Raw genomic sequence first — 13,244 nt, 5'->3', positions numbered from 1 at the left:
GAGGGCCGCAGGTCAAAGCGATCCCGACCGGCGGACACGTCCCACCGACGCAGCCGGAGAACGCGGTGCCGATGAGTTGCGGCCGCCCGGACGGTCTACCGCTCGTGGACGCCATGACACCCGCTGTACTCGTGCTGGCCGGCCCCCTCACCCGGGACGAGGTGGCGGGGCTGTGCGACGACGTACGGGCACTGCTCGACGCGACCGGCGCCCGGGCCGTGGTGTGTGATGTCGGGGGGATCGGACCCCCGGGCCTCGCCACCGTCGACGCGCTGGCCCGGATGCAGCTCGCCGCACGGCGGGCCGGGGGCCGCATACGGCTGCGGGACCCCGACCCGGCGCTGCGCGCGCTACTGCGCCTGGTCGGGCTTGCTTTCGAGGTGGAGGGGCAGACCGAAGAGGGGGAACCAGCGGGCGGTGTCGAGGAAGCAGTGGAACCCGGCGATCCGGTCCTCTGATATCTCCAGCACCTGGACGGCCCACGCGGTGAAGCCGCCCTCCTCGGGGTCGGGCTTGTACTGGGCGAAGCCGGGCAGGCCGTTGACGGCGACCGGCACGAGGTGCGAGCCGGCGCAGGCCGAGCCGAGCGTCGTCATGAAGCCGGTGATGTCGCTCGTGCCCTGGAGCCACAGGTCGAACGGCGGCATCGTCATGACCGCGTCCTCGTGCAGCAGAGCCGTCAGCGCCGCCATGTCGTACCCCTCGAAGGCGGCGACATAGCGCTCCAGGAGCTTCTGCTGCTCCTTGTCGAGCGGATCGGAGACGGCCGCCTCCGCCGCCTGCCCCTCACTGTCGGCGAGCGTCGCGCGGGCCCGCTGCAGCGCGCTGTTGACCGAGGCGACGGAGGTGTCGAGAAGCTCGGCGACCTCGCTGGCCTTCCAGGCGAGGACCTCGCGGAGGATGAGCACGGCGCGCTGCTTGGCGGGGAGCTTCTGCAGGGCGGCGACGAAGGCGAGCCGGACGGACTCCTTGGCGACCGCGGCCTCGGCCGGGTCGGCGGTCGTGGGCAGGACGCGGGCGTCCGGGACCGGCTCCAGCCAGGTGTTGTCCGGGCGGGGGGAGAGGGCGGCCTGGGCGAGGGGGGTGGAGTCGGTGAGGTCCATGGGGCGGGCCCGCTTGTTGCCGGCGGTCAGCATGTCCAGGCAGACGTTGGTCGCGATCCGGTAGAGCCACGAGCGGAGGCTGGACCGCCCCTCGAACTTCTCATAGCTGCGCCAGGCGCGGACCAGTGTGTCCTGCACCGCGTCCTCGGCCTCGAAGGAGGAGCCGAGCATTCGGTAGCAGTAACCGGTCAGCTCGACCCGGTGCCGCTCCAGCCGCATATCGAGATCGCCGAGATCCGCTGTCGCCGAACCCGCCGTCATACCGTCGCTCATGGCCAACCCACCCCTGTGCCATTCCTGTGCGTCCCAACACTCCGGAAGCTACCGCAGCCCACTGACAACGGCCCCCGGAGCGGGAGAACACGCAGGTGGGGCGCCTGCGCGGGTGGAGAGGCGGGTGTTTGGCGGCTGCGGGTGCGCGTTGGGGGATGGACGGGCGGTTCCCGCGCCCCTAAGGACGTCCCTGAGGACGCCCCTGAGGACGCCCCTAAGGACAAAAGCATGGGGCGCAGCCCCTGCTGTTCAGCCCCTGCTTTGGGCGAGAACAGCGCACCCCCCGGAGGTCAATGCACGACCACCGGCCCCCGCCGAGCCGCCACCCGCGCCGCACGCGACCCGGCCACCGTGACCGCCACGACCCCGGCCACCGCCAGCAGCCCCAGCGACACGGTCCCGGCCCAGCCCCCCGCGTGGAACGCCACCGCCCCGAGCGTGCTACCCGCACTCGACCCCACGTAGTACGCCGACTGATACAGCGCCGACGCCTGCGCCCGACCCCGCTTCGCCGTATGGCTCACCGACGACGACGCCACCGCGTGTCCCGCGAAGAACCCGGCCGTGATCAGAACCAGGCCCAGCAGCACCAGCACCAGGGAGTCGGAGAGGGACACGAAGAGCCCGGCCGTGGTCGTACCGCCCGCCAGATACAGCGCCCCGCGCCGCCCCAGCCGCCCGACCAGCTTCCCTGCGGTCGACGCCGACACCGTACCCACCAGATACACGAGGAAGATCGAGCCGATCACACCCTGGGGAAGCGAGAAGGGCGCATCGGCCAACCGGTACCCGATCACCGTGTACACCGCACCGAACACCGTCATGAACAGCGCACCGATCACATACAGCCGGCACAGCAGCGGGTCGGACAGATGCCCCTTAACGGTCCGCACCAGCACCCGCGGCCGCAGCGACCCCGCCGCGAAGTGCCGCGGCGCGGGCAGCAGCAGCCGGAACGCCACCGCACAGCCCACCGCGATCACCCCGAGCACACCCAGCGCGACCCGCCAACCCCACTCCTGCGCGACCCAGCCGGTGACGACCCGGCCGCTCATACCGCCCACGCTGTTACCGGCGACGAACAGACCGATCGCGGTGATCAGCGCCTTGGGCCGGACCTCCTCGGCGAGATAGGCCGTCGCCGACGCCGGCACCCCGGCCAGCGCCGCACCCTGCACCGCTCGCAGCACGACCAGCGCACCCAGCGAGGGCGCGAAGGGCACCAGCAGCCCGACGGTCACGGCGACCGCCAACGACCCCGTCATGACCGTACGCCGCCCGAACCGCTCCGAAAGCGCGCTCATCGGCAGCACGAACAGCGCCAGCGCGCCCGTCGCCGCCGCCACCGTCCAGCTCGCCCCGCTCGCCGTACTCCCGAAGTCGCCGGAGATCAACGGCAGCAGGGCCTGCGTGGAGTAGAGGAGGGCGAAGGTCGCGACACCCGCGAGGAACAGCGCCAGGCTCATCCGGCGGTATCCGGGCCCGCCCGGGGCCATACGGGAGTCGGAGGCGGCCTTCGGGGCGGAGACGGTCTTCGGAGCGGAGGCGGAAACGGTTGCTACGGCGCCCACGGTGGTGGGCGCCTCGGTACTGGCGGAAGGCATGCCTCGAAAGTACGTACGCCGCCACTCATCCGTCCAATGCACGGAACCCTCATAATCGTTCCCGTGATGCATCAGCAGAGGTCAGAGCGGCACCTGTCACAGTCCAGTGACACAAAACAAATCGATGGCAACAGCATCCATCGGAGCGCGATCTACGGGATCGAGGACATCGTCCTGCGCCTCGCCCCCCGCCTCGCCTACTTCGCCGGCGTCGCCCGCACCGAGCACGTCACCCGGGCCGCGCAGGAGATGAACGTCCCGCAGTCCACGCTCTCCCGCGCGATGGTCCGCCTCGAACAGGATCTGGGCGTCGATCTGTTCGCCCGCCGGGGCCGGACCGTCTCCCTCACGCCCGCCGGCCGCACCTTCCTCGGCTCCGTCGAACGCGCCCTCGCCGAGGTCGAGCGCGCCGCCGACGAGGTGCGCGCGGACGCCGACCCGGCCACCGGCAAGGTCGCGTTCGGCTTTCTGCACACCATGGGCGCCGAGACCGTCCCGGGCCTGCTCCAGACGTTCCGCGCCGAGCATCCCCGCGTCCGCTTCAGCCTCGTCCAGAACTACGGCGAGGCGATGATCGAACGACTGCGCGCGGGTGAGCTGGACCTCTGCCTCACCTCACCCGTCCCCGACGCGCCCGACCTCGTCGCCCGCCGCCTCGACGAGCAGAAGCTCCGCCTGGTCGTCCCCGCCGACCACCGCCTCGCCGCCCGCAAGCGCATCAGGCTCGCCGAGGCCGCCGACGAGACCTTCGTGACCCTGGAACCCGGCTACGGCATGCGCCGCATCACAGACGACCTCTGCAAGGAGGCAGGCTTCAAGCCCCGTATCGCCTTCGAGGGCGAGGAGGCCGAGACCCTGCGCGGCCTGGTCGCCGCCGGCCTCGGCGTCGCCCTTCTCCCACCCCCGGCCGTGCCCCGCCCTGGCGTCGTGGAGCTGACGGTCACCGCCCCCCGAGCGGTCCGCGAAATCGGCGTGGCCTGGCTCGACGGCCACCCGGACACCCCACCGGTGGCGGCCTTCAAGAGGTTCCTGCTGTCACGGCGGGGCAAGCTGCTTCACGACTGAGCAGCACCCGAGGGCTCCCAGGCGCCAGGGGGTGCCTGCCGCACCCTCAAGGGGCGCTGGGAACCGCGCGATCAGCCCCCACGCACCCGCAGCCGCACCCGCACCACAAACCTCAGACGCCCCTCCGAGACCGCGCCCGCCCAAAACCGGAAGCAAGCGGCATACGCAACCCAAGCGGCGGCGGAGCCGCAAGCGCATCCACCACCGGCCGAGCGAACGCCCTCCCGAACAGCACCCCCATCACGAAATCCTCGGCGAGAGCATGCACCTCGTCCCGATGCTGCTGAAGCCCATGCCGATCCGAGTGCACTTCGAACCGGCAGATATCGGGATTCGTCTTCTTCGCCCGCGCCGCGAACCGGAAGGACAACGCGGGATCCACCCGCTCGTCGTTCGTGCCGTGCACGACCATGACCCGCCGCCCCGCCAACTGCTTCACCGGTTCGGGTGGCGTGGCCGCATCCTCCTTGGGCAGCCATGGAGCGATCGCCAGGACGGAGTTGACGGCGTCATGCCCACCCGCGTGCAACGCGGCCCGCCCGCCCATACCGAACCCGACCAGGCACACCGGCACATCCCCGTACCGCCGTACGACCTCGTCCGCCGCCCACCCCGCGTCGTGCGCGAGATTCGCCTCCCCGCCGTTCCACCCGCGACAGCGGTAGTGCACGACATGCGCCGCCAGCCCCTCCGTACGGCCCGCGCGGGCGAGCCGACGGCCGAGCGCGTGCACGGAGGCCGCGGCCAGCAGGGGGGAGGGCTTGCGGGTGGAGTTCTCGTCGCCGGCCGGGAGCAGCAGTACGACACCGCTGACCGAGCTCGGCTCGGGGCCGAATGTCCGCCCAAGTCGGGCTCTGCGAACCGGCATTGCTTGCTGCGCCATGACAGAACAGTGTCAGAAGTGTCGGTGTACGCCACCAGTCCGCCGGGTCACCGTTGGGTATCGACGGCCCTGTCCAGCAGGCCCTCTACGCGCGTAGGCGTTATCGTGCGGAAATGACGAGCCAGACTGACCGGACCGGCGGCACCCCGGACTCGGACCAGATCCGCCGGGCACCCAAGGTTCTGCTGCACGACCATCTCGACGGCGGGCTCCGCCCCGGCACCATCGTCGAACTCGCCCGCGACAGCGGCTACTCCCAGCTCCCCGAGTCCGACCCCGACAAGCTCGGCGTCTGGTTCCGCGAGGCCGCCGACTCCGGCTCCCTGGAGCGGTACCTGGAGACCTTCTCCCATACCGTCGGCGTCATGCAGACCCGGGAGGCACTGCACCGGGTCGCCGCAGAGTGCGCCGTGGATCTCGCCGAGGACGGTGTCGTCTACGCCGAGGTCCGCTACGCCCCCGAGCAGCACCTCGACGGCGGGCTCACCCTCGAAGAGGTCGTCGAGGCCGTCAACGAGGGTTTCCGGGAAGGCGAGCGACAGGCCAGGGCGAACGGCCACCGCATCCGCGTCGGCGCCCTCCTCACGGCCATGCGGCACGCGGCGCGCGCCCTGGAGATCGCCGAACTCGCCAACCGCTACCGGGACCTCGGCGTCGTCGGCTTCGACATCGCGGGCGCCGAGGCCGGCTACCCGCCCACCCGGCACCTCGACGCCTTCGAATACCTCAAGCGCGAGAACAACCACTTCACCATCCATGCCGGCGAGGCCTTCGGGCTCCCCTCCATCTGGCAGGCCCTCCAGTGGTGCGGCGCCGACCGCCTCGGACACGGCGTCCGCATCATCGACGACATCCAGGTCCAGGTCGACGGCACGGTGAAACTCGGCCGCCTCGCCTCCTACGTCCGCGACAAGCGCATCCCGCTCGAGATGTGCCCCAGCTCCAACCTCCAGACCGGCGCGGCCCGTTCCTATGCCGAGCACCCCATCGGACTGCTGCGGCGGCTGCACTTCAGGGCCACCGTGAACACCGACAACCGACTGATGTCCCACACCAGTATGAGCCGCGAATTCGAGTACCTGGTCGAGGCTTTCGGTTACACGCTCGACGACATTCAGTGGTTCTCGGTCAATGCTATGAAGTCAGCATTCATTCCTTTCGATGAACGACTGGCCATGATCAATGACGTCATCAAGCCCGGCTACGCCGAGCTAAAATCCGAATGGCTGTTCCGGCAGACGGCTTCCACCAGCGGTTCTGTCAACAAGGAGAACTGAACGGCGTCTTCGGAAAGCGGTCGCGGCAACGGCGACTCGACCGCTTTTCGATGTTTGCCTCCGGCAGGACTTTGGTGTTTACGTTTCGGCACCGCTCACCACCCGCCAAACGCATCCAAGGACGCATTCCACATGAAGCAGTCTGCTGCCAAGACCCTCGGTGTCGCCGTCGTCGGTGCCGCCATCGCCGCTGCGGGCGCGGGCGCCGCGAACGCCGCCCCGGCCGCCCCCGACGCCTCCCAGGCCCTCGGCACCGTCACCAAGTCGCTGCCCGTGGAGAAGGTCTCGAAGGCGCTGCCCGGTGCCGCCACCGCCGTCGCCCAGGGGCAGGGCGCGCTCGGCCACGGCCTCGAGGCCGCGCAGCCCGCCGCCACGAAGGTGGTCTCCGAGGGCCCGACCGGCCCCGCCGGTGGCCTCCTCGGCGGCCTCCCCGCCGGCGGCTCCCTTCCCGGCAAGGGCTCCGGCGTGAACGGCCTGTCCCTCGGCGGCGTGTGAGCACTTCGCATGAATGGGGCGCACCCCTGCGGAGGTGCGCCCCATCGGCGTACACGTGACTCTCAGTGGTGCGTCACCAAGCCGTGCGGGCCTTCTCCTCCGAGGGGAACAGGATCCACAGGGCTATGTAGAGCAGGAACTGCGGGCCCGGAAGCAGGCACGACAGTACGAAGATCACGCGCATCGTGGTCGCGGAGGTGCCGAAACGCTGCGCCAGGGCTGCGCACACTCCGCCGATCATGCGGCCTTCGGTGGGGCGGGCAAGGCGGCTCATCGGGTTCTCCTTCGTCACCGTGGGTCGAGGCCGCCCCGGTGACGGCCCCGCTGTCCCCAACACGTTTCACGCTACGGTGACGAAGCGGGCGAAGCGTCACTCTATGGGGCCATCTCGACCCTGGCGATCGTCGGGGTTCGACCCTGAGACGACTCCCCGCGCTCCTCGCGGCCGTCCCGGTCCTCCATGCGGAGGGCCACCAGATCCCGGTCCCCGGTCCCGCTGGGCCGACCGCTGCCCCGGCTCCTGCGCCTGAGCGCCTTCCGCACCGTGGGCATGACCGCCAGGTGGGCGAGGCCCACGCCGACCGTGTTGAGCAGGATCGAGTCGACGTCGACGACCTGACCGGGCACCCCGGTCTGCAACAGCTCGATGGCCAGCGACAGCAGGGCCCCCGTGGTGACGACCCGGGCCAGCGAGGCGAGCGGCGACACGGTGAGTCTGCCGTGCGCCATCGGCAGCAGCACGCCCAGTGGCGCCAGCAGCGCGAGCCCCTCCCCGATGCTGCGGGCCGCCTCCGGCCAGCCGAGGGCCAGATCCGCTCTGATTCCGGCGAAGGGCCGCAGGTTCGTGGCGCTCACCCAGGTGACGTCCAGTGGACGCAGCGTGATCCAGGCGACGAGCGCGAGGTGTGCGACGAGGAGGACACCCCCCATCGCACGGACACGGATCCCGGCGCTGTCGCCGTTCGTACCTTGACGCTGCACGCCCCCCTAGACGCACACCCCGGCACGATCGGTTCCGCAGCCTTTTTGTGGCTCGGTTCACCTCCGGGGCGCCAAAGCCTGTGTCGAGAGCGCCACTACCGTGCTCGCCCCCTCATTCGCCGGGACCTCCGCGCGCTCGCGCTCTCGGCACAGGCGCGCCCCTTCGGCCCACTCGTCGGCCCTGGTGCGGTGGGCCAGGCAGTGGACCCCCAGCACCAGGTCTCAGGAGCCCCCGACCTCCGACGAGGGCGGTTTCTCGTCGCCCGGGCTCGACTGCACCTCAGCCGTGCACTCGTACCGCCGCAGCGAGCCGTCGCCCGGGCCGCCGAGGACCACCGAACCGTCGCCCTCGGCCGCCGCCGAGTCCGCGAACGTGCAGACGATCTGGGCCAGGGCGTACTTCGGCAGGGCGTCGGGCGCGGTGGACAGCCGCAGGGCGTCCTCCGGCTCCCCGGAGCGGGCCCCGCTCACCCTGACCCCCGCCGGCACAGCGGTGGAGTACCCCGCCTCGTCCTCGGCGCCCGAAGGCTTCCCGGCGAGCGCGTCCAGCAGCCCCTGGGCCACCAGGAGCCGGCGCTTCGCCTCGTCGCCGATGTCGGGGACCAGCACCGAGCGGTTGACCCGTGCCAGCCGGCCCGAGCAGAGCAGGAACACCTCGACCGGGACGCCGGACGGCGTGGCCTGGACCGTGATGTCCGTCGACGACAGCTCGCACGGCACCATCGAGGGCGCCGGCCCGAAGTCCGTCGGCACCTGCGTCGCCCGGATGCCGCAGCCGCCGAGCAGCCCGGCGAGGACGCCGACCGTTCCCAGCGCCGCGACGCCTCGTATGTTCACTGCCCGTCTCCCTCGTCGCCGCCCGTGCCGCCGCCACGCTCCTGCTCGATGAGCTCGGAGGCGTCCCGGGGCAGCCGCAGGGTGAACACCGCTCCGCCCTTCGGGGAGTTCGCGGCGGTGATCTCGCCGCCGTGGATGTGGGCGTTCTCCAGGGCGATGGACAGACCGAGGCCGCTGCCCTCGGAGCGCGGGCGGGAGGCGCTCGCCTTGTAGAACCGGTCGAAGACATGCGGCAGGACGTCCTCGGGGATGCCGGGGCCGTGGTCCTGCACCTCGATGACCAGTTCCTCGCCCTCCGTGTCGGCCTTGCTCTCCAGACGTACCGAGACCCGCACCGGCGACCCGCCGTGCTTGAGCGCGTTGCCGATCAGGTTGGCCAGCACCACGTCCAGACGGCGCGGGTCGAGGCGGGCCATGATGCCGCGGTCCGCGTTCAGTTCCACCGCGTCCAGCCAGGCCCGGGCGTCGATGCACGCGGTGATCTGGTCGGCGATGTCGACGTCGTCAAGCACCAGCCGGGCCGTGCCCGCGTCGAAGCGGGTGACCTCCATCAGGTTCTCGACCAGGTCGTTCAGCCGCCGGGTCTCGCTGACCACGAGCCGTACGGCCGGTTCGATCATCGGGTCGAGGCTGCCGGTGTCGGCGTCCAGCTCCTCCTCCAGTACCTCCGTGACGGCGGTGATGGCCGTCAGCGGCGTACGGAGCTCATGGGACATGTCCGCGACGAACCGGCGCGAGGCCTCCTCGCGGGCGCTCATGTCGTCGACCTTCTTCTCCAGCGACTCCGCCGCGAGGTTGAACGTCCGGGACAGATCCGCCAGTTCGTCCGTGCCGGAGACCCTGAGACGGGTGTCCAGCTGGCCCTCGCCGAGACGCCGGGCCGCCACGCCCAGGCGCTGCACCGGCTTCAGCACGGTCGTCGCGGCGGCCTGGGCGAGCAGAGCCGAGCCGATCAGCGACAGAGCCGTCGCGATGCCGAGCGACCAGGCCAGCGAGTTGAGGTCCTTCGCCTCCAGCTCCAGGGACTTGCGCATATAGCCGGTCGGCCCGCCGCCGATCATCCGCGCCCCGCCCACCAGGTAGGGGGTGTCGCCGTCGATGACCCGCTGCCAGTACAGGTGGTACGCGTGCTTGTTGCCGGCCGACAGCTCCTGGCGCTTGTTCACCGCCTTGCGCAGCGAGGCCGGCACGTCGTCCAGGGTGAAGCCCTTGAGCGCCGAGTCGGTCGAGGAGCCGTAGACGGCCCTGCCGTCCGCGTCCTCGGCGATGAGCAGCACGCTGAAGCGCTGGCCGCCGTCGGCCATCTGCCGTGCGGCCATGCGCAGTTGGTCCTGTGTCGGATTCGGGCGCAGGGTGCTGGCATGGCTCTGCATCTCCCGCTCGAAGACCTCCAGCGCCGCGTCCTGAGCGCGCTTCTGCACGGCCTCGCGGTTGAGCCAGTACGCGATCCCCGACGCCGACACGGCGGCGGTGAGCGCAACGAGCCCGAACACGACGACCAGCCTGAGCCGCAGGCTGGTGAAACGGATGCGCGACTGTACTTTCCTGCGGGCCATGGACCAGCCGCGGATCCCCCCTTGAGCCTGTGTCACTGAGGAGTGTCCAACCGGTAGCCGACGCCACGGACGGTACGGATCAGGGTCGGCGACGACGGCACGTCCTCGACCTTGGCGCGCAGCCGCTGCACACACGCGTCCACCAGGCGCGAGTCGCCCAGGTAGTCGTGCTCCCACACCAGACGCAGCAACTGCTGCCGGGACAGGGCCTGTCCCGGGCGCCGGCTCAGTTCGAGCAGCAGGCGCAGCTCGGTGGGCGTCAGCTGGAGGTCCTCGCCGTTCTTCGTCACGGTCATCGCCGCGCGGTCGATCACGAGGCTGCCGAACGTCGCCGAGTCATTGGCCTCGCGCTCACCGCGCCGCAGCACGGCACGGATACGGGCGTCCAGCACCCGCCCCTGCACGGGCTTGACCACGTAGTCGTCCGCGCCGGACTCCAGGCCCACCACCACATCGATGTCATCGCTGCGCGCGGTCAGCAGGATGATCGGCAGCTGGTCGGTGCGCCGGATCCGTCGGCACACCTCGAAGCCGTCGATGCCGGGCAGCATCACGTCCAAAACGATCAGATCAGGCCGCTGTTCGCGCAGCAGCTTGAGACCATCCTCGCCGGTGGCGGCGGTGGCGACACGGTGCCCCTGGCGCGTAAGAGAGAGCTCCAGGGCCGTGCGGATGGCGTCGTCGTCCTCGATCAGCAACAGGGAAGGCACGGGCTCATTCTGGCCCATGCCATGGCGCCGAATCGACCGTTGGAGCGCTCCCACCCGACACCCGCACATGATCGTGTCGTTCGCGTAGCCGTACGACTCTTCTCTGTGATCACCCTGTGAGTTGATTGGGGTGAACCCCTGTGACAGGTCTGTGACAGTCGGCGGACACGGCCATGAAGGTGGCCGGGCAATCTTTTCGGCACAGGCAAGGAAGCGCCGCCCGACAGCACGACAGGGCGGACGAACAACCGGAACTCCACGACGGGGGGCGCAAGATGAACACGCTGCACAGCACCAGCACTAGCGCAGTTGTCACGCGTCTCCACGACGTCGTCCGGAGCGCGGAGAAGTCCGGTGCCGTGAGCGGGCGGGGGTGCGCTCGCGGCACCGGGCGTCAGCACGCCGCGTACATGACGGTGGTTGACGCTCATGTGGGGGGAAGCAACACGGGGGTTGCCCACGGGGGAACGGGGGCAGCGTACGGGGAGGGCACGGGGGAACGCCGTTCTGTGTCGGAGGCGGAGTTCACCGCCTACGTCCAGGAGCGTCGTGCCTCCCTGTACGCAACCGCCTACCACCTGACCGGCGACCGCTTCGAGGCCGAAGACCTGCTCCAGAGCGCCCTGTTCTCGACGTACAGGGCGTGGGAGCGGATCAGCGACAAGGCCGCGGTCGGGGGCTACCTCCGCCGCACGATGACCAATCTGCACATCAGCGCGTGGCGGCGCCGCAAGCTGAACGAGTACCCGACCGAGGAACTGCCGGAGACCGCCGGTGACACGGACGCGATGCGCGGCACCGAACTGCGCGCCGTCCTGTGGCAGGCGCTCGCCCGCCTTCCCGAACTCCAGCGGACGATGCTGGTCCTTCGTTACTACGAGGGCCGCACGGACCCGGAGATCGCGGAGATCCTCGACATCAGTGTCGGCACGGTGAAGTCCAGCATCTGGCGGTCGCTCCGTCGGCTGCGCGAGGACGAGGTCCTCAGCTTCGGCCGTGACGAGGAGGAGTCCTTCGGGGAGCTTGTCGCCTGAGGGTCTGTGGGGGAAGCAAGTAACGGGGGAGCACGGGGGAGTGCGGGGGAACGAGGGGCCGTCACGGTGGCGCGGGGGAGTGCCGGCGCGACGGCTCGGGGGGAAGCGGGGGAAAGCCCACGGGGGTCACGGGGGACCACGGGGGACACGGGGGAAGCGGGACTGGAGGGCCGGGGGGTCCGTCCAGTCCCGCTTTTTTGTGCGTACGCCTTCGGGGCTGCGGGGCTACGCCGTCGCCTTGGCGCAGCGGCCCGCGGCGGCCGCGGCCAGGCGGCCCAGGGCCTCGTCCTTGTCGCAGGGGTGGGCGCCCAGTGCCGTCTGGCGGGCCACGATCGAACGCTCCTGGCGCATCAGCCGCCAGCCGCGCCGCAACAGGAACGGCACCGACTTGCGGCCCTCCCGCAGATCGCGCAGAAAGCGGCGGCGGAACGTCTTGACCGGCCCGCGCGTCAGACACAGGGCGTCGGCCAGGACGTCCACTTCGCGGCAGCGTCCGACGATCTCGGCGGCGAAGATGCCCTCCGCGATGAACAGCGGCGTCCGCTCGATGTACAGCGCCTCCGCGCCCGTACGGGCGCTCAGCGAGATGTCGTACGTCGGGACCGTCGTACGGCCCGTGCGGCACAGCTCCTCGATGGCGGCGACGGCCGCGTCCGCGTCCCACGACTGCGGGTGGTCCCAGTCGATGTCCGAACTGCCCTCCACCAGCGGCAGCGTCGGGTCGTCGCCCTCCTTGTAGAAGTCGTCGAGCCGCAGCACGGGCAGGCCGGAGCGGGCGGCGAGGAGGGATTTGCCTGAGCCGGACGGACCGGACATCAGAACGACCCGGGTCGGTATCGGGGGATGCGAACTCACGAGAGACCAGTGTGAGGCATGGATCGGCTCTCGCCGAGACGGCGGGTCGCCGTTGGAGCGCACATCACATCTCAACTACCCTGTGTGTCACATCGATTACATTCGGTGGATCATTTTCGCAGCAGAAAGTGGCATCACTGATGGCCCGACACTCGGCTCCCAAGAACCCCACCGCCCGACGCGCGCTGCTGGCCGTCACGACCGCCGGTGTCGCGCTCGGCGCGGGCGCCGGCACGGCCGCCGCCGCCGGCGCCCAGGCCGTCGACGTGATGGGCGGCCGGAACCTTTCACCCGGCAACGTCAACCCACAGGCGGGTCTCCGGGCAGTCACGGGGACCGTCGGGTACACCACGGGCCCGGTCGCGGGCCTCAAGCCCAACCCGCTGGCGGGCACGGGCGTGGACCCCCTCGACAACGGGGTGGCCACGCAGATGGCCGACTTCAAGCCGCTCGCTTCGCGGTCGCTGACGGGGCCGGTGGCGCAGGCGTCGTCGGTCGGGAGCATGCCGGTGGTGGGGCAGGCGGTGAGGGGCCGGCAGGGCTGAGAGGACTGCCGCGGGGCTGTGCCGCA

General features: G+C 70.7%; 15 protein-coding genes. 6 read left to right on the top strand and 9 right to left on the bottom strand.

Going from position 1 to position 13,244, the window contains the following annotated elements:
- The first annotated feature begins 113 nt into the window (after positions 1–113).
- Positions 114–458 carry an STAS domain-containing protein gene (locus SGFS_RS22930; protein WP_286252939.1) on the top strand — a complete coding sequence of 115 codons (345 nt, stop codon included), beginning with the start codon at positions 114–116 and terminating at the stop codon, positions 456–458.
- Here SGFS_RS22930 and SGFS_RS22925 read toward each other — a convergent pair.
- Positions 351–1,364, bottom strand: a complete 1,014-nt coding sequence (locus SGFS_RS22925; protein WP_286260018.1) for a sigma-70 family RNA polymerase sigma factor — start codon at positions 1,362–1,364, stop codon at positions 351–353. The genes SGFS_RS22930 and SGFS_RS22925 overlap by 108 nt on opposite strands.
- Before the next feature lie 302 nt (positions 1,365–1,666).
- Positions 1,667–2,980: an MFS transporter gene (locus SGFS_RS22920; protein ID WP_286252937.1), complete on the bottom strand. Its 1,314-nt coding sequence runs from the start codon at positions 2,978–2,980 to the stop codon at positions 1,667–1,669.
- Positions 2,981–3,046: 66 nt separating this feature from the next.
- On the opposite strand from SGFS_RS22920, the gene SGFS_RS22915 reads away from it, so the two are divergent.
- Positions 3,047–4,045, top strand: coding sequence for a LysR family transcriptional regulator (locus SGFS_RS22915; RefSeq protein ID WP_434028209.1), 999 nt, complete (start codon positions 3,047–3,049; stop codon positions 4,043–4,045).
- A 112-nt stretch (positions 4,046–4,157) separates the two neighbouring features.
- Here SGFS_RS22915 and SGFS_RS22910 read toward each other — a convergent pair whose 3' ends face one another.
- Positions 4,158–4,928 (bottom strand): prolyl oligopeptidase family serine peptidase, encoded by a 771-nt coding sequence (locus SGFS_RS22910; protein ID WP_286252935.1) that lies wholly within the window; start codon positions 4,926–4,928, stop codon positions 4,158–4,160.
- A gap of 113 nt (positions 4,929–5,041) precedes the next feature.
- Between SGFS_RS22910 and SGFS_RS22905 the strand changes: the two genes are divergently transcribed.
- Together SGFS_RS22905 and SGFS_RS22900 are read left to right on the top strand one after the other, a co-directional pair.
- Positions 5,042–6,205 carry an adenosine deaminase gene (locus SGFS_RS22905; protein ID WP_286252934.1) on the top strand — a complete coding sequence of 388 codons (1,164 nt, stop codon included), beginning with the start codon at positions 5,042–5,044 and terminating at the stop codon, positions 6,203–6,205.
- Between the two features lie 132 nt (positions 6,206–6,337).
- Positions 6,338–6,700, top strand: coding sequence for an ATP-binding protein (locus SGFS_RS22900; RefSeq protein WP_286252932.1), 363 nt, complete (start codon positions 6,338–6,340; stop codon positions 6,698–6,700).
- 73 nt (positions 6,701–6,773) lie between these two features.
- Here the strand turns inward: SGFS_RS22900 and SGFS_RS22895 are convergent, their stop codons facing one another.
- The 5 genes from SGFS_RS22895 to afsQ1 form a co-directional block, all read right to left on the bottom strand.
- The gene (locus SGFS_RS22895) at positions 6,774–6,974 is read right to left on the bottom strand and encodes a PspC domain-containing protein (RefSeq protein ID WP_286252931.1); all 201 of its coding nucleotides are present in this window, start codon (positions 6,972–6,974) and stop codon (positions 6,774–6,776) included.
- Between the two features lie 101 nt (positions 6,975–7,075).
- Complete coding sequence (locus SGFS_RS22890; protein ID WP_286252930.1) at positions 7,076–7,681, bottom strand: VanZ family protein; 606 nt, start codon at positions 7,679–7,681, stop codon at positions 7,076–7,078.
- A 222-nt stretch (positions 7,682–7,903) separates the two neighbouring features.
- Positions 7,904–8,518 (bottom strand): hypothetical protein, encoded by a 615-nt coding sequence (locus tag SGFS_RS22885; protein ID WP_286252929.1) that lies wholly within the window; start codon positions 8,516–8,518, stop codon positions 7,904–7,906.
- Positions 8,515–10,074 carry an ATP-binding protein gene (locus tag SGFS_RS22880; RefSeq protein ID WP_434027875.1) on the bottom strand — a complete coding sequence of 520 codons (1,560 nt, stop codon included), beginning with the start codon at positions 10,072–10,074 and terminating at the stop codon, positions 8,515–8,517. The genes SGFS_RS22885 and SGFS_RS22880 overlap by 4 nt, the downstream gene beginning before the upstream one ends.
- 32 nt (positions 10,075–10,106) lie before the next feature.
- Positions 10,107–10,784 (bottom strand): two-component system response regulator AfsQ1, encoded by a 678-nt coding sequence (afsQ1, locus tag SGFS_RS22875; protein WP_181387337.1) that lies wholly within the window; start codon positions 10,782–10,784, stop codon positions 10,107–10,109.
- 275 nt (positions 10,785–11,059) lie between these two features.
- Here afsQ1 and SGFS_RS22870 point away from each other — a divergent pair, with 275 nt between their 5' ends.
- Entirely contained in the window at positions 11,060–11,818 is a 759-nt protein-coding gene (locus SGFS_RS22870; RefSeq protein ID WP_286252925.1) for a SigE family RNA polymerase sigma factor, read from the top strand.
- Between the two features lie 225 nt (positions 11,819–12,043).
- On the opposite strand, the gene SGFS_RS22865 is transcribed toward SGFS_RS22870, so the two are convergent.
- Positions 12,044–12,673 (bottom strand): uridine kinase family protein, encoded by a 630-nt coding sequence (locus SGFS_RS22865; RefSeq protein WP_286252923.1) that lies wholly within the window; start codon positions 12,671–12,673, stop codon positions 12,044–12,046.
- A gap of 140 nt (positions 12,674–12,813) precedes the next feature.
- Here SGFS_RS22865 and SGFS_RS22860 point away from each other — a divergent pair, with 140 nt between their 5' ends.
- Entirely contained in the window at positions 12,814–13,218 is a 405-nt protein-coding gene (locus SGFS_RS22860) for a hypothetical protein (RefSeq protein ID WP_286252922.1), read from the top strand.
- Positions 13,219–13,244: the final 26 nt, after the last annotated feature.

It is taken from the genome of Streptomyces graminofaciens (assembly GCF_030294945.1).
Classification (GTDB): Bacteria; Actinomycetota; Actinomycetes; order Streptomycetales; family Streptomycetaceae; genus Streptomyces; species Streptomyces graminofaciens.
The sequence above is the reverse complement of the archived record's forward strand: the minus strand, read 5'-3'. Positions and strand labels throughout refer to the sequence as shown.

Bases quoted from the DNA above. Each gene is read 5' to 3' on its own strand.
- SGFS_RS22930 (WP_286252939.1), top strand. From the start codon at position 114: ATGACACCCGCTGTACTCGTGCTGGCCGGCCCCCTCACCCGGGACGAG.
- SGFS_RS22925 (WP_286260018.1), bottom strand. From the start codon at position 1,364: ATGACGGCGGGTTCGGCGACAGCGGATCTCGGCGATCTCGATATGCGG.
- SGFS_RS22920 (WP_286252937.1), bottom strand. From the start codon at position 2,980: ATGCCTTCCGCCAGTACCGAGGCGCCCACCACCGTGGGCGCCGTAGCA.
- SGFS_RS22915 (WP_434028209.1), top strand. From the start codon at position 3,047: ATGCATCAGCAGAGGTCAGAGCGGCACCTGTCACAGTCCAGTGACACA.
- SGFS_RS22910 (WP_286252935.1), bottom strand. From the start codon at position 4,928: ATGGCGCAGCAAGCAATGCCGGTTCGCAGAGCCCGACTTGGGCGGACA.
- SGFS_RS22905 (WP_286252934.1), top strand. From the start codon at position 5,042: ATGACGAGCCAGACTGACCGGACCGGCGGCACCCCGGACTCGGACCAG.
- SGFS_RS22900 (WP_286252932.1), top strand. From the start codon at position 6,338: ATGAAGCAGTCTGCTGCCAAGACCCTCGGTGTCGCCGTCGTCGGTGCC.
- SGFS_RS22895 (WP_286252931.1), bottom strand. From the start codon at position 6,974: ATGAGCCGCCTTGCCCGCCCCACCGAAGGCCGCATGATCGGCGGAGTG.
- SGFS_RS22880 (WP_434027875.1), bottom strand. From the start codon at position 10,074: ATGGCCCGCAGGAAAGTACAGTCGCGCATCCGTTTCACCAGCCTGCGG.
- SGFS_RS22870 (WP_286252925.1), top strand. From the start codon at position 11,060: ATGAACACGCTGCACAGCACCAGCACTAGCGCAGTTGTCACGCGTCTC.
- SGFS_RS22860 (WP_286252922.1), top strand. From the start codon at position 12,814: ATGGCCCGACACTCGGCTCCCAAGAACCCCACCGCCCGACGCGCGCTG.